This is a genomic window from Pseudoalteromonas sp. S1608 (assembly GCF_005887265.1).
Classification (GTDB): domain Bacteria; phylum Pseudomonadota; class Gammaproteobacteria; order Enterobacterales; family Alteromonadaceae; genus Pseudoalteromonas; species Pseudoalteromonas undina.
Genome location: NZ_PNDK01000042.1, coordinates 33,272 through 47,757 on the forward strand (window position 1 = coordinate 33,272; position 14,486 = coordinate 47,757).

Annotated in this window: 16 protein-coding genes; 4 read left to right on the forward strand and 12 right to left on the reverse strand. The window is 39.0% G+C overall.

Annotation, left to right across the window (positions count from 1 at the left end):
• Nucleotides 1–78: 78 nt before the first annotated feature.
• Complete coding sequence (gene panP / locus CWB75_RS15640; RefSeq protein ID WP_138571145.1) at nucleotides 79–1,704, reverse strand: pyridoxal-dependent aspartate 1-decarboxylase PanP; 1,626 nt, start codon at nucleotides 1,702–1,704, stop codon at nucleotides 79–81.
• 259 nt (nucleotides 1,705–1,963) lie between these two features.
• Between panP and CWB75_RS15645 the strand changes: the two genes are divergently transcribed.
• Nucleotides 1,964–3,832, forward strand: coding sequence for a GGDEF domain-containing protein (locus CWB75_RS15645; protein ID WP_055013180.1), 1,869 nt, complete (start codon nucleotides 1,964–1,966; stop codon nucleotides 3,830–3,832).
• On the opposite strand, the gene trmB is transcribed toward CWB75_RS15645, so the two are convergent.
• The 8 genes from trmB to folB all read right to left on the reverse strand — a co-directional run bounded on the left by trmB (nucleotide 3,829) and on the right by folB (nucleotide 9,966).
• Entirely contained in the window at nucleotides 3,829–4,500 is a 672-nt protein-coding gene (trmB, locus tag CWB75_RS15650; protein ID WP_033104026.1) for a tRNA (guanine(46)-N(7))-methyltransferase TrmB, read from the reverse strand. The genes CWB75_RS15645 and trmB overlap by 4 nt on opposite strands.
• Nucleotides 4,500–5,267 (reverse strand): ABC transporter permease, encoded by a 768-nt coding sequence (locus tag CWB75_RS15655; protein ID WP_010391022.1) that lies wholly within the window; start codon nucleotides 5,265–5,267, stop codon nucleotides 4,500–4,502. Before CWB75_RS15655 ends, trmB begins: the two co-directional genes overlap by 1 nt.
• The gene (locus CWB75_RS15660) at nucleotides 5,268–6,197 is read right to left on the reverse strand and encodes an ABC transporter ATP-binding protein (RefSeq protein ID WP_138571146.1); all 930 of its coding nucleotides are present in this window, start codon (nucleotides 6,195–6,197) and stop codon (nucleotides 5,268–5,270) included.
• Nucleotides 6,194–6,817: a flavin prenyltransferase UbiX gene (locus CWB75_RS15665; RefSeq protein WP_010391020.1), complete on the reverse strand. Its 624-nt coding sequence runs from the start codon at nucleotides 6,815–6,817 to the stop codon at nucleotides 6,194–6,196. The genes CWB75_RS15660 and CWB75_RS15665 overlap by 4 nt, the downstream gene beginning before the upstream one ends.
• A gap of 1 nt (nucleotide 6,818) precedes the next feature.
• Nucleotides 6,819–8,174: a UDP-N-acetylmuramate:L-alanyl-gamma-D-glutamyl-meso-diaminopimelate ligase gene (gene mpl, locus CWB75_RS15670; RefSeq protein ID WP_138571147.1), complete on the reverse strand. Its 1,356-nt coding sequence runs from the start codon at nucleotides 8,172–8,174 to the stop codon at nucleotides 6,819–6,821.
• Nucleotides 8,175–8,320: 146 nt separating this feature from the next.
• Complete coding sequence (locus CWB75_RS15675; protein ID WP_010391016.1) at nucleotides 8,321–9,121, reverse strand: undecaprenyl-diphosphate phosphatase; 801 nt, start codon at nucleotides 9,119–9,121, stop codon at nucleotides 8,321–8,323.
• Nucleotides 9,118–9,606, reverse strand: a complete 489-nt coding sequence (folK, locus tag CWB75_RS15680) for a 2-amino-4-hydroxy-6-hydroxymethyldihydropteridine diphosphokinase (protein ID WP_075170695.1) — start codon at nucleotides 9,604–9,606, stop codon at nucleotides 9,118–9,120. Before folK ends, CWB75_RS15675 begins: the two co-directional genes overlap by 4 nt.
• Nucleotides 9,607–9,966, reverse strand: a complete 360-nt coding sequence (folB, locus tag CWB75_RS15685) for a dihydroneopterin aldolase (RefSeq protein WP_055013174.1) — start codon at nucleotides 9,964–9,966, stop codon at nucleotides 9,607–9,609.
• A 207-nt stretch (nucleotides 9,967–10,173) separates the two neighbouring features.
• Here folB and plsY point away from each other — a divergent pair, with 207 nt between their 5' ends.
• Nucleotides 10,174–10,779, forward strand: a complete 606-nt coding sequence (gene plsY / locus CWB75_RS15690; protein WP_010391012.1) for a glycerol-3-phosphate 1-O-acyltransferase PlsY — start codon at nucleotides 10,174–10,176, stop codon at nucleotides 10,777–10,779.
• Between the two features lie 23 nt (nucleotides 10,780–10,802).
• On the opposite strand, the gene tsaD is transcribed toward plsY, so the two are convergent.
• Genes tsaD through CWB75_RS15705 form a run of 3 tightly spaced genes read right to left on the reverse strand, consistent with a single transcriptional unit; the run spans nucleotide 10,803 to nucleotide 12,797 of the window.
• Complete coding sequence (tsaD, locus tag CWB75_RS15695; RefSeq protein WP_138571148.1) at nucleotides 10,803–11,816, reverse strand: tRNA (adenosine(37)-N6)-threonylcarbamoyltransferase complex transferase subunit TsaD; 1,014 nt, start codon at nucleotides 11,814–11,816, stop codon at nucleotides 10,803–10,805.
• Between the two features lie 44 nt (nucleotides 11,817–11,860).
• Complete coding sequence (locus tag CWB75_RS15700; protein WP_008115608.1) at nucleotides 11,861–12,451, reverse strand: YjaG family protein; 591 nt, start codon at nucleotides 12,449–12,451, stop codon at nucleotides 11,861–11,863.
• The gene (locus CWB75_RS15705; protein WP_010391010.1) at nucleotides 12,435–12,797 is read right to left on the reverse strand and encodes a putative signal transducing protein; all 363 of its coding nucleotides are present in this window, start codon (nucleotides 12,795–12,797) and stop codon (nucleotides 12,435–12,437) included. The genes CWB75_RS15700 and CWB75_RS15705 overlap by 17 nt, the downstream gene beginning before the upstream one ends.
• 75 nt (nucleotides 12,798–12,872) lie before the next feature.
• On the opposite strand from CWB75_RS15705, the gene CWB75_RS15710 reads away from it, so the two are divergent.
• A complete protein-coding gene (locus CWB75_RS15710; protein ID WP_010391008.1) occupies nucleotides 12,873–13,322 on the forward strand; it encodes a DUF2721 domain-containing protein in 450 nt (149 codons plus the stop codon).
• A gap of 243 nt (nucleotides 13,323–13,565) precedes the next feature.
• The gene (locus tag CWB75_RS15715) at nucleotides 13,566–14,444 is read left to right on the forward strand and encodes a LysR family transcriptional regulator (protein ID WP_010391006.1); all 879 of its coding nucleotides are present in this window, start codon (nucleotides 13,566–13,568) and stop codon (nucleotides 14,442–14,444) included.
• Nucleotides 14,445–14,486: the final 42 nt, after the last annotated feature.

Consider the following 14,486-nt stretch of genomic DNA (forward strand, 5'->3'; position numbering starts at 1 on the left):
TCTGGCTAGAGAAAATAAACATAAATATCATCTTTGATTCAATATGTTAGTAAATCTCTTAACCAGAGTTCAGGTTAGTTACATATATTTTCGTAAATACTTTTTAAATACAGGGTCGGTTTGAGCTAGTTCTTTCTGCTCTTCTAATATCTCTTTTAATATTGCACCTGATGTAAGTGGATTCGCAAGCACCACTCTAAATACTACGGTTGGTTGGTTATCATATTGAACTGGCGTTAAACGTGTACGCGATACAAACGAGCGACCTGATTCACGTTGACGTTTTTGCATGCTTGCAGTAAAACGATTAAGCGCGGCAAAGATATCTAAACGGGTTTGTGCGTTGGCCTGTGCTATCGCATTTTTAATTTGCTTAGGGACATAACGATAAGTTAGCAAACATAGCTCAGGTTCTGATATTAATTCAAAGTCTTCATCTGCTTTTATCAAATCAGCAAAGTAACGGGCTTTTTTAATACTACGATCGATAAGCATTTCGTAGCCTTTACGACCAATAACACGTAAGCAAGCATGCACTAACATCGCCATACCAGGGCGGCTCCCCTCAAGGGTATGGCTGCCTAAATCTTTAGAGCCTTTACGTAAAATATACTCAGCATGGTGTTCGATGGCATCAGTTGCAGCAGGGTCTTTAAACAGCACCAAACCTGCTCCCATCGGTACATACATTTGTTTATGCGCATCAATGGTGATTGAATCTGCATGCTCAATACCTTTTAAAAGGTGCCTATGGGTATTAGAGAGTAAAGTAGCTCCGCCCCACGCCGCATCAACATGAAAGTGGCAATTAATCTCTTGTGCTAAATTAGCCATGTCTTCAAGTGGATCGATATTACCAGTTTCAGTCGTTCCGGCTACACCAATAATTGCCATCACTTTAATGCCTTGCGCTTCAAGCTCTAGCGCTTTTTCTCGCATAGCATCTACATCAACTTTATTATCAGCCGATGTTTTAATACCAATTAAATTCTCACGGCCAATACCTAATAAATCAACCGATTTGCCTAATGAGTAATGACCTCGCTCAGAGATTAAAACCGCCAGTCCTTTGTAACCATAATGAAGCATTCCCGCCACTAAACCTTGTGCAGCAATGCCTTTAAAGTTGCCATCCGCTTTCAATAAGCGGTTGCGGGCAATCCAAAGTGCTGTAATGTTAGCTACTGTGCCACCAGAGCAAAATGCTCCTAAAGAGGTTTTTGCACTGTGCATCCATTTAGAATAAAAGCCATCATTTTGTCCATAAGCTAAATGATGCATCATTCCTAAAACTTGACGCTCTAATGGGGTAAACGCTTTTGAGGTTTCTATTTTTACAAGGTTTTGATTTAGCCCAACCATTAATTTCGATAACGGCAGTAAAAAATGTGGCAGAGCAGATGTCATGTGACCAATAAAGCTTGGCGCTGCGGTATGTACAGAATGAGCAACCAGCTGTTCCATAATATCTTGGGCATAGCAAGACACAAACGTTGGCTCTTCAGGGATAGCCGCAGATTGAAAATCTTTTTCTATTTCATGTAATGGTTTTTCAATTGCCGCGATATTTTCGTTTAAGAAACCTGCTAAATTACTCGAAATTTCAAGCTCTATTTTGCTCAAAGTTGAGTCAGGGGCCTCTGGAACGGTAAATATCCGTTTGAGGCTTTCTTTAGAGGCGACGGCACAACGCTTTTGATCCATCTTCATACCTAGTGTGTGACTAAAACACCTGTTAGTTTGTAAAACACGCTAATTTAAGGTGTTTTTAAGCAACGGCATTTCTAAAAAATTGCGCTAACTTTACTGCAATATGACAAAAATGTCTCGTTTTAAGCCATAAAAGACAATACAAAATAGATAACATTTCACTATTTTTTATATTTAGTACAAAGGGTAATTAAAATATTGGGCATTTATAATTTTTAAGTATAATAAATCTAACAAAAAATAAGGATGTTACATGCTAAAAGGAAATCTAAAATTAACTCGGTTGGCGCTCGGTACCGTCTTTTTTTTAGTCAGCTTAATAATTTACAGTTACTACACCTACACTGCCATCAATAATGATGTGATACGCAGCATTGATAATCGTTTATTAAATGCAGCCACCAGCGTAAAGTACATTTTAGGTAGTGATTATCACGATAAAGTAGCGCAAGAAATTAGCTTTTCAAGCTATCAAAATAAAGCCGACCAGCTTTCGGCATTGGCCAATGATTTAAATATAGATTATTTATATTCAATGGTACTGATTGATGAGAATGTTTATTTTACTGCCTCTAGCTACACTCAAGATGATCAAAATAACGGTAAAGTTACTCAGTTTTTAGATCTTTATCCCGAAGCCACGCCAATAACTATGGCTGCATTTTTATCAACGGCCCCTATTTTTGAAACCTCAACAGCGCATCGCGGCCATTCTAAAACAGTATATATTCCTCATCTGGCAAAAAATGGCAGAACCTATATTACAGCTGCAGATATTAGTGTTGATAAAATTAGCAATGCGTTAAAAACAGACTTATATCAATCTATGTTTCATTTTTGCTGCGTAATTATTATTTTATTAATAGTTTATACTCTTTATTACTATGGAGTACGTCGTTCATTAATGAGCGACCATGCAAGCGGATTCGAAAATCATATTGCCTTAGAAAAACGGCTAAAAAAAAGCAATGAACATCATTTACAAATTGCGATTATTTTAGTGAACGAAATTGATAATATCAGCCGTTTTTTTGGCACAAAAACAGCCGATGAAGTGATGAAAAAGCTGCTCACTCACTTTAAGCAGCAAGCCCGTTTGCACGCACGTATTTATCGTATTGCAACTAATAAACTCGCTATTTTGACTGATAAAGAAACTCCCTTTGATGAGCTATATAGCATCATACAATCGCATAATAAAAATATACCGTTTTTAAATCAGCCTTTTATTTATATTACACTTAACGCTGGTGTAGCTAGAGGCAATAAGTCATTACTGCTTAAGAATGCTCATATTGCGTTACTGCAATCTAAGCAGGGCGATCAGAGTATAGTTAACTACTGTGAGGCAATTAACGACGCTAAATCTCTATATTTATATAATGTTGAAATAGCAAAAGAAATTCGTGAAGCATTTGATGCTCATCGTGTTGTTCCTTACTTTCAGCCGGTTATAAATACTCATACCGATGAAGTTATTAGGTATGATTGTTCACCGAGAATAGTCACTTCACAAGGGGAGATTTTAACCCCTGATACCTTTGCAAATGCACTAAATAGACTGCGTATGAATGGCATGTTAACCCATGCCCTGTTTACTCAATGTGTTTCACGTTTTCGTAAATCAGCAATTTGTTGGGAGTTAACTCTGTGCGCTGAAAACATTGCAGATCCCACTATTTATGATCATATTGCGTATGAGCTTCATCGCTACCCTAATCCTGAAAACATTACTATTTCAATTTTAGAGTCGCAGGTTATTTCACATTACTATGAAATAAAGTCATTTATCGCAATGGTAAAAAGTAAGGGGGCAAAGGTGGTGATGCACTGCTGGGGTAATGAGTTTATTAATACTCTTAATACTTTAAAAGTGGAGGTTGATGGTATAAAACTCGATGGAGCAATCACAAAGCAGCTATTAAATGATGCAAATACGTCGCTATTTATATCCTACATCACTGATATAGCCCAGCAGCTTGAACTTGAATTGGTTGTTGAAGCGGTAGAAAGTAATACGGTTGCAGAGTTACTCAGCCAACTAAATGTGACGCTGATGCAAGGTAGTTTCCTTGGCAAACCAACGCCACATGTTACTGACTTTAAAAAAGCAATGAATTAGTTATTAATATTAATGGCTAGTCGGTGGCTTTGCTGACCACTGGCCCAGTACTTACGCTCAAAAGGAGTAATTGCTTCATCTGATTCAAACAACGCGGTTTGACATGGATAGCCAGCTAACTCGAGCGCTCTGGCGAACTCTTTAACATAGATATCCCAGTTACTGCGCACTTCAAGCAAACCACCTAATTTAACAATAAAGGGGAAGATAGCCGCCCCATGCCAGCGCCGTTGAATGTGCTTAGACTTAGGCCACGGGTTTGGATATAGCAAATAGTGATGAGTAGGCCGCCAATTAGCAGCGACAGCTAAACGCCAAAAATCATTTAAGTCAGCTTGCACCAAAATGTATTGACCACTCTCAGTTTGTTTATACTCAACATCATGCTTATCAAGTCGGTGAGATGACTTATCAATGCCCACGACTAACGCATCAGGATGACGTTTCGCTAAATTAGCAGTGCTTTCGCCAACGCCACAACAGGAGTCTAGAATAAGCGGTCCATCAAAGGCTTGCACCTTAGCATTAACTTCATCAAATGCGGTTTGAGTATGCGCTGCAATTGGCTTTTTAAACTCGGCTTGTAAGTGTTTATTAACTATTTCATCAAGCTTTTCATGAAGTCCCGCTTGATTAGATACAATACTACGTGAATTTGCATCGCTCATTAGTGTCTTAGCCCCACACCTTTTTTAATTAGCGTCAGTGCTAAAGTAAATAATACGCTGATAAACACCAACAACACCGCAATCGCAACTGTTAAATCAACATCAGAAACACCTAAAAATCCGTATCTGAATGCGTTAACCATATAAATGATCGGGTTTATTTGCGATACCATCTGCCAAAAATCAGGCAGTAAAGTGATTGAGTAAAACACCCCGCCTAAATAAGTTAGAGGCGTTAAAATAAAGGTCGGAATAATACTTATGTCATCAAAGCTGTTTGCATAAATAGCGTTGATTAACCCGCCCAAGGCAAACACCGCCGAGGTAAGAATAACAGTGGCTATAATCACAAAAATATTATGTATTTGTATATCTACAAAAAATAAAGAAACGCACGTTACAATAAAGCCAACCATAATACCACGGGTCATGCCTCCGCCCATATAACCCAACACAATGATGTAATTAGGCACAGGTGCAACCAATAACTCTTCAATACTTTTTTGAAACTTAGTTGAGTAAAAGCTCGAAGCCACATTCGAGTAAGAGTTTGTTATAACTGACATCATAATAAGGCCAGGAACAATAAACTCCATGTAACTAAAGCCGCCCATATCGCCAATACGCGAGCCTATTAAATTTCCAAAAATAACAAAATATAAGCTCATAGTAATCGCTGGCGGTACTAAGGTTTGCACCCAAATACGCAAAAAACGAATACACTCTTTAATCCAAATACTTTTTAAGGCTACGCCATATTTAAACATTTATTCGCCCCGCCCTTGCTCTAATAAACCTACAAATAATTCTTCTAATCGATTTGCTTTATTACGCATGCTTAGCACAGTATTTCCTTGTTCGGTTAACGCGCTAAATACAGCATTGAGCCCTTGTGATTTAGCCACTTCAACTTCAATGGTGTGCTCATCAGTCATAGTGAAATTATACCCTTCAAGCGTCACCGGTTTGGTAGGCTGTTTTAAATCCAATACAAAGGTTTCTTTGTCTAATTTAGCCAATAAAGCTTTTATAGTGGTGTTTTCAACTATGCGACCGGTATCAATAATAGCGATGTTTTTACACAGTAATTCGGCTTCTTCAAGGTAGTGAGTGGTTAAAATAATGGTCACACCTTGTTCGTTGATTTGTCTTAAAAACTCCCACATTGAGCGGCGCAGCTCTATATCAACGCCCGCTGTTGGTTCGTCTAAAATAAGTAACTTTGGTTCATGCATTAAGGCGCGTGCAATCATCAAGCGACGCTTCATACCACCAGAAAGGGTACGCGCTTGCTTATCTTTTTTCTCAAGTAGCCCAAGTTGTGCTAAGTACTTGTCAGCACGTTTGTGCGCTTCGCCGCGAGGTACACCGTAGTAACCTGCTTGATTAACGAGTATTTGGCTTAGGGTTTCAAACTGGCTAAAGTTAAACTCTTGTGGCACTAAACCTAAGTTAGCTTTCGCTGCTTCTAGGTCGGTATCAATATCATGACCAAATACTTCAACTTTACCTTTGGTCTTATTTACCAAAGAAGATATCACCCCAATAGTGGTTGATTTGCCTGCCCCATTTGGACCAAGTAGTGCAAAAAAGTCACCTTCATGCACTTGTAAATCAATGCCTTTTACTGCCTCTACCCCATTTTTGTAAACCTTGGTAAGGCCTTCAATATTTAAAGCAATATTTTGCTTATTCATTTCTTACCCTCACCATAACCCCAGCGCTTTGTGAGATTATGTTCAATATTTAAATGATCTAAAATTCGCGCCACCATAAAATCAACTAAGTCTTCTATGCTTTGTGGTTGATGATAAAAACCAGGTGCAGCGGGCATGATAGTGACCCCTAAACGCGACAATTTAAGCATATTTTCTAAGTGAATTTCGCTAAAAGGAGTTTCTCGAGGGACTAAAATAAGTTGACCTCGCTCTTTTATCACCACATCGGCAGCGCGCTCTAATAAGTTATCTGATGCGCCGATTGCAATCGCAGACACTGACCCGGCACTACATGGACATACTATCATTTTTTTCGGTGCTGCTGAGCCCGAAGCCACCGGACTGAACCAGTTATCTTTGCCAAATACCTTTAATTGTTCAGGCTTGGCGTTAAATAATGCACTTAACTGCTCGGTAGCTTTATCTTCATTCCCTGATAGCTTTATATTGGACTCGGTATCAAAAACTACGCGCGCGGCACTTGAGATAAGCACATACACTTGAAATTGTTGTTCAAGTAACACTTCCAACAGCCTTAACCCATATGGTGCGCCTGATGCGCCACTAAATGCTAAGGTAATTGTATCTTTAAATTGCACATTATTCTCCGCTGTATTTATCGGTCAAACCATCAACAAGTTGCTGATGAAGACCATTAAAACCACCATTACTCATAATTAAAACATGTTGATTTGGCTCAACATTCTCAAGCACTGTATCAATAATAGCGGTTGTAGAATCAAAGCACTGCATACCCGCTTTGTCAGCTTGCTCTTTAAGTGACCAGTTTAAATTTTTTGGTTCAAATAACAGCACATCATCTGCATCGCGAAGTGAATCGAGAAGTGTAAATTGATGCACTCCCATTTTCATGGTGTTAGAGCGCGGCTCTAAAATCGCAATAATTTTTTCATCCCCCACTTTAGCACGCAGCCCCGCAAGTGTTGTTTGTATTGCCGTTGGGTGATGGGCAAAATCGTCATACACTTTAATATGATTAATATCTGCTTTAAGCTCCATTCGCCTTTTTGGGCTTATAAATTCACTCAAAGCTTCAATACTGTGTTCTATTGCAATTCCCACATGGCGTGCTGCTGCAATAGCCATCATGGCATTTTTAACGTTATGCTCACCAATCGCTTGCCAGCTAACAACGCCTTGTAACTGCTTATTTAGTAAAACATTAAATTGAGAACCATCGGCTTTGAGTAATTCATAATTCCAGTCATCGCCTAGAGTTTCGCTCTCGCTCCACAAGCCTTTTGTAATAACATCGCTCAGTGCTTCATCATTTTTTGGCCACAGCACTTTGCCGCTTTGCGGTAGTGTACGTATCAAATGGTGAAATTGTTTTTTAATTGCGTTTAAATCTTCAAAAATATCAGCATGATCAAATTCAAGATTATTTAAAATAAGTGTTCGAGGTAAATAATGAACAAATTTACTGCGTTTATCAAAAAAGGCCGTGTCGTACTCATCGGCTTCTATAACAAAAAATGGCGTTTGCCCAACTCGCGCAGAAAGACCAAAATTTTGTACAATTCCGCCAATTAAAAAGCCAGGCTTTAAACCCGCATATTCAAGTATCCACGCCAACATACTGGCGGTGGTTGTTTTACCATGAGTTCCTGCCACAGCCAGCACCCACGAATCTTGTAGTAAGTTATGTTTTAGCCACTCAGGTCCTGAAGTATAAGGCAGGCTCTTATCGAGTACATATTCAACACACGGGTTACCACGGCTCATAGCATTACCAATAACAACGATATCTGGAGCTGGCTCTAGTTGAGATACGTCATAGCCCTGTGTTAGTTCAATACCCAGTTCTTGTAACTGAGTACTCATTGGTGGGTAAACGTTTTGATCTGACCCAGTAACGTGGTGACCCAATGATTTAGCTATAGCGGCAATACCACCCATAAATGTGCCACAAATACCCAAAATATGTATATGCATTTACTATCCTTTCATCCTGCGCGGAGTTTGCTCTAGGGCAAAACTTAATGGCGCTATAATGCCAAAATTTAGCTTAAGTTACCATTAACCCTTGGCGCAAATAAAAAAGCCTCCCAAAGTGGGAGGCTTTCCTGAAGATTAATAGCTTATAGCATTAAAAAGAATATTAAACCGACACCTAATAATAAACGATAAATAACAAATGGTAGCATTCCCATTCGCTCAATCACTTTTAAAAACATAAAAATACAAGCATAAGCTGATAAAAACGACAGCACTACACCTAACAATAATGCCGTCCAATCTACGATATGATCGCCAAGGGCAAGCTCTGCAGTATAATAAAGACCCATCATTGAAATGATTGGAATAGCTAATAAAAACGAAAAGCGCGCTGCACTTTGTTTGTTCATACCTAACATTAAACCCGCTGTCATTGTAATACCTGAACGTGAAGTGCCAGGGATCATTGCAACGGCCTGTGCAAAGCCAATAATGAGGGCCGTTTTCCAGTTTAGCTGATAGATTGTTTTTATTTGCTTACCTTTGGCATCGGCGTACCAAAGCAATAGACCAAATACGATTGTTGTGGTCGCAATCACCCATGCACTGCGTAAGTACAGTTCAACAAAATCTTTTAATAACAAGCCTAAAATAGCTGCTGGCACAGTACCTAAAATGATCCACCAACCTAGTTTGCTATCATCTGTTGTGCCCTGCACGCCAAACGATTTAAACCAAGCACCGAGTATATCGGCTACTTCTTTACGGAAATAAATAACAACCGCAATTAAAGTGCCTACGTGAACAGCAACATCGAACGCTAACCCTTGATCCTCCCAGCCTAAAATTTGTGATGGTAAAATTAAGTGTGCCGAACTCGATATAGGTAAAAACTCAGTAAATCCCTGAATTAGGGCTAAAACAATTATTTCTATAATACTCATGGGTTAGAAAACTCCACCTTCCATAGTTTTTGTTGAGGGTTGTTATATGCATTCCATATTTGGGCAATCGTTTGTTTTGCTACCGGATGATAAAAATCAGGGGCCACCTCAGCTAAAGGCTGCAAGACAAAGGCATTTTTAGTAATTTCATCACGCGGTAATTGTGCTGGGCTCTCGCAAATTACATCATCATAAAAGAGTAAGTCGAGATCCAAAGTACGTGGGCTAAACTTTTTATCATTTGCTTGGCGACCATTGTCGCGTTCAATTTGTTTTAATAACGCGCAAACATCAACAAGCGCCATGTTAGTGGTGGCTGCAAGTACTGAGTTATAAAAGTTATTACCGGCAAAACCCACAGCTTCACTTTCAAATACTGATGAGTGATGTGTGTTTTCAAAGTGCTGATTTAACGCCACTAGAGCACGCCGAATATGCTCAGCTTTATTAATGTTTGACCCTAGGCTAATAAATATCTGCGCCATTTAAGCCGTAGCCTTATTGCGGGTTATCTCTACACCCACTGTTTGCGCTTGTGGAACTGCAGCAGGCTTGCTAACTTTTATTGTTACTTGAGGAGTATTAAATTCGGTTAAGATAATTTGCGCTAATTGCTCCACCAGCGTTTCTAAAAGCTCGACTGGTTTAGCAGTGCTGTGCTCGATAACTCGCTCACTCACCTTAGCGTAATCTAATGCTAAGTTAATATCGTCGTTTTGTGCTGCGGGCTTAATGTCGCTTAGCATCTCAATATCAAAGTACAGGCTTTGTTTACTTTTCTTTTCAAAATCATACACCCCGATAATCGTTTCGACATGCAATTGTGATATAAATACCTTGTCCATTGATACTCCAAATGACTGTAACAAGTCACTGAGTTAATTACATATTGTATCAATCAAATTAATACTGTATATACTTTAATCAGTGTTTAAATATACTAAAATTACTTCTACAATAGAATAGTTACAAAATTGCGAGTAATTTAAGAAGCCCGTAAATTTTGACGCCAATAATAGCTTAAAAGTAATGATTAAAAAATAAGGAAGCGCGTGTTAGTCATTTTAATGTTTGTATTAGCCTATTTACTCGGCTCGATTTCATCGGCCATTTTAGTGTCGCGGCTATTCAAACTTCCCGATCCACGCACAAATGGCTCCAATAACCCAGGAGCAACCAATGTCTACCGTTTAGGCGGCGCTCTCCCCGCATGCTTAGTTTTAATATTTGATATTTTAAAGGGCACTATCCCTGTTTGGGGCGCTTACTTTTTAAAACTTGAGCCGCTAGAGCTTGGTTTAATTGCGGTTGCAGCATGTTTAGGGCACATGTACCCATTATTTTTTAGTTTTAAAGGGGGTAAAGCGGTCGCAACAGCATTTGGCTCGTTACTGCCGATAGGACTCTCTTTAGGTGGGTTATTGATTGGTACTTGGCTGATTATTGTCGCGATTACCCGCTACTCATCCCTTGCAGCGTTAGTAGCTGTAACGCTAGCACCTTTATATACATGGTGGATAAAGCCGTTATATACCTTACCCGTGACCTTTATTACGCTACTGATCATTATTAGGCATCGCACTAATATTGTGCGTTTATTTAAGGGTGAAGAACCAAAAGTAGGGACTAAACAAGCCCCTACAAATGATAAGAAGTAATAACTAACCTAGGTTCTGGTTAACTATATTGCTTCTAGACTATCGATTGGCCAGCGCGGTTTAGTTTTCATATCAAGCGAAGCAAACTGCCCCGCTTTTAAACGCTGCATACCAGCATAAGCAATCATTGCGCCATTGTCGGTACAAAACTCAGTGCGAGGGTAATACACTTCGCCCTTCATACCTTGCATCACACGCTCTAATTGCAAACGTAGTTGCGTATTAGCACTTACACCACCGGCTATTACTAAACGTTTAATACCCGTTTGTTTTAGTGCTCGCTTACACTTAATCACTAGAGTATCTATAACAGCTGTTTGAAATGCATGGGCAATATCTGCTTTAGTTTGCTCGTCACTATCATTTTCACGAATAGCAATCGAAGCGGCGGTTTTTAGGCCACTAAAGCTAAAATCAAGACCAGGCTTATCTGTCATCGGGCGTGGAAAAACAAATCGTTTGGCAACGCCTTGCTCAGCCATTTTAGCTAAACGAGGACCGCCAGGGTAATCAAGTCCTAGTAATTTAGCTGTTTTATCAAATGCTTCACCTGCAGCGTCATCTACCGACTCACCCAATACTTCATATTGGCCAATACCCGCGACCTTTACCATCATGGTATGACCGCCAGATACGAGTAAAGCAATAAATGGAAATTCGGGAACGTTTTCCTCAAGCATTGGCGCTAATAAATGCCCTTCCATGTGATGCACTGCCACCGCAGGAATATCCCAACCATACGCTAAAGAGCGACCAATTGAGGTACCTACTAACAAAGCCCCTACTAAACCTGGTCCTGCCGTGTAGGCAATACCGTCTAAATTTTCAGGTCCACAGCCAGCTTGTGCAAATGCCGCATCGATAAGCGGCAATGTTTTACGTACATGATCGCGAGATGCAAGTTCAGGTACCACACCACCGTAATCAGCATGTACTTTTACTTGGCTATATAATTGATGAGCCAGTAGCCCTTTTTCGTCATCATAAATAGCAATACCAGTTTCATCGCATGATGATTCAATGCCTAAAATTCGCATTGTTAATTCTCCTGCCACCTAACAAGGTGTTTAAAACAAATAACTTAAAGTGCTAAACCAATGTTAGTTTGGCCATCAGCAAGGACATGCTTTTTCAATGCTTTTACATTTTCAGCAGTAATACGCCCCATTGCCTCTACAAAATCAATTAGTTCACCTAATACCTCTATTTCGTATTGCATTAGTGGGTGTTCACGCACTGCTTTATTATCAGCAACATCCCCTTCAACTGTCATTTGATACTCAATAAAGCGAGCCACAGTTGCCTGCGATATTTTACTCACATTAACAAATTCTTGCTCGTCTTGTGCTAAAAGGCCATGCATTAAGCTCAATAATGAGGTGGCAGCGTCAATGGCAGGGTAAGTGCCAAACATATCAAAATCAGCAAGTTCAGGTACATTAGGTTCAATTTTTTCGACTTGCTTTTCTAAATCAATCTTACTTTTAGGAAGCAGTATCTTTTCCCAACATACATTTAAAGCATTACGCAAAATAACCTCATCGCCAAAACCGGTAGCCTCACTAAATAGTCCATAATTAGGCAACATACGCTCTATTAACGCACTGGCCAATACCGCTTTTTGCAGGTAATTTAACTCTCTAATACGCTGAAAATTATTCGCTTTTGTCATTCTTTAAAGTCCCACATGACCAACAAAAATCAAATGTTGATCCATTATGCTCATTACAGTTAGGGCACACCCAATCTGGAGCGGATTGTTTTACTTGCTGATAGTTTACCAATATTTCGCGTGCATGGCGCTCTTTTATCGCATAAACCTGCACACTTACTTGTGTTTGCTCAAACGGGATCTCGCCCATTGCACCTTGCAGCATTTCGCCTTTAATTTGACACTCAATTCCCGCATTCAGAATCAATCCTTTTATTATATTGGCCTCTAAACTATTTTCTGCGTTATAAAGCGTAACCCAATCAAATGATGTTATATTTGAATCGCTATTATTAATATTTTGCAATATCCACCTCATTTACTTTATGTGTACTATTTGCCTGCGTAACCTAAAGCAAATAATATGATTTAAGGACACATTATGACGCTAACTACTCCAGGTTTACTTTTTCCAGCAATCTCATTGTTGTTACTCGCCTATACAAACCGATTTTTAGTGCTAGCGCAACTAATACGAGAACTGAATGCACGTGAAGGGGAATCTATTCGTCCTGTTGTGGTGGCGCAAATAACCAACCTTAGAAAGCGAATAAAATTAATAAGAACCATGCAAGTATACGGAGTGGCTGCTTTTTTATTATGTACGCTATCTATGTTCGCATTATTTATAGAATTTAATACCACGGGCATTATTTTATTTGGTGTCAGTTTAAGTTGTTTAAGCTTATCTTTGCTTACTTCATTATTTGAAATTCACATCTCTTGTGATGCCATAGAAATTGAATTGCAAAACATTGAAAATAAGCCTTTAAGTAACCGAGTAAGTAAAAATTTTATTGAGCCCAACCCTAAAAGCAAAAGCAGCAATTAACAAACCGAGACTTTAATAAAGCTGTTATAAAATTGCATAAACTTGGTCAATAATAAAACCCTACAGTTATTTAACATTACCCAAAGGTATAACAACTTTTAGCAACTATTCTCTTTAAATACGATGAAAAGAAAGTTAATCTAAGGAGGTGGTTAAAAACATTATTTCAACTGATCTGTAGGGATATAAAGTCAGTATTTAATCTGCAATTCCCCTAGCTTACCTATAAAAAAGGACTATATAGTGAGATTTGAACAATTAGAACAGTTTGTAGCGCTTGGCCTACTTCGTCATTTTAGGCAAGCTGCAGAACAAACCCAAATTAGCACATCTGCGTTAACTCGAAGTATTCAAACTCTTGAAACAGAGCTTGGCTACGAACTTGTTACCCGCTCTACTCGCTCGGTTAAATTAACTCAAGCAGGCGAACTTTTCCTCGACTTTGCAAAAAATACCCTCAATGAGCTAGAGCAAATAAAACATCGCGCTTTTCAGTCAATTAATGGCACTGAAGAGAAAAAATTGGTTATTGGTTACACCACAACAACCAGCAGCATAGTACCAATAACCTGCGGTGAATTTTTAAGCCAATACCCGCATATTAAAATCGAAATGCAGCTACAAAACAAAACTGAGCTTCATAGAAAGTTACTTCAGGGTGAAATTGACATTAGTGTATGCTCGCAAATAGTCAATAGCATTGGTAGCGACATACAATTACCTGATCAGCTTATTTTATTTTGTTCAAAACAACATCCTTTAGCAAATAAAAGCGATATTAGTAAAAAAGAACTCGAAAGTTATCCAATGTTCAGTTGTTTTTCACAGTCAAAACAAGTGCAATCAATGCTTAATGAAGTAATAGACTCATTAAATAAAGTATCAACTATTAAAGTGGGCAGTATTGATCAGGTAATGGCCGGACTTGAAAAGTCAGACCATTTTGCCATTGCCGGTATTGAACACACCAGTTCTGTGGCAGAAAACCATAACTTGATTCAACTTAAAACTAATAACGATATTAGCCATGAGCAACTTATTGTGCAAACCAGCCAACAAATAGAAGCAGGTGAGCATGTTGACCACTTACTCTCGCTAATAAATAAAGTCTCAAAAGCATAACATTACACCATGCGCTTTGGTGAACGCGATAAATTTGTAGCT

What these genes read in the sequence shown, in the direction of transcription:
- panP (WP_138571145.1), bottom strand. Translation starts at nt 1,704, where the DNA reads ATGGATCAAAAGCGTTGTGCCGTCGCCTCTAAAGAAAGCCTCAAACGG.
- CWB75_RS15645 (WP_055013180.1), top strand. Translation starts at nt 1,964, where the DNA reads ATGCTAAAAGGAAATCTAAAATTAACTCGGTTGGCGCTCGGTACCGTC.
- trmB (WP_033104026.1), bottom strand. Translation starts at nt 4,500, where the DNA reads ATGAGCGATGCAAATTCACGTAGTATTGTATCTAATCAAGCGGGACTT.
- CWB75_RS15655 (WP_010391022.1), bottom strand. Translation starts at nt 5,267, where the DNA reads ATGTTTAAATATGGCGTAGCCTTAAAAAGTATTTGGATTAAAGAGTGT.
- CWB75_RS15660 (WP_138571146.1), bottom strand. Translation starts at nt 6,197, where the DNA reads ATGAATAAGCAAAATATTGCTTTAAATATTGAAGGCCTTACCAAGGTT.
- mpl (WP_138571147.1), bottom strand. Translation starts at nt 8,174, where the DNA reads ATGCATATACATATTTTGGGTATTTGTGGCACATTTATGGGTGGTATT.
- CWB75_RS15675 (WP_010391016.1), bottom strand. Translation starts at nt 9,121, where the DNA reads ATGAGTATTATAGAAATAATTGTTTTAGCCCTAATTCAGGGATTTACT.
- folK (WP_075170695.1), bottom strand. Translation starts at nt 9,606, where the DNA reads ATGGCGCAGATATTTATTAGCCTAGGGTCAAACATTAATAAAGCTGAG.
- folB (WP_055013174.1), bottom strand. Translation starts at nt 9,966, where the DNA reads ATGGACAAGGTATTTATATCACAATTGCATGTCGAAACGATTATCGGG.
- tsaD (WP_138571148.1), bottom strand. Translation starts at nt 11,816, where the DNA reads ATGCGAATTTTAGGCATTGAATCATCATGCGATGAAACTGGTATTGCT.
- CWB75_RS15700 (WP_008115608.1), bottom strand. Translation starts at nt 12,451, where the DNA reads ATGACAAAAGCGAATAATTTTCAGCGTATTAGAGAGTTAAATTACCTG.
- CWB75_RS15710 (WP_010391008.1), top strand. Translation starts at nt 12,873, where the DNA reads ATGACGCTAACTACTCCAGGTTTACTTTTTCCAGCAATCTCATTGTTG.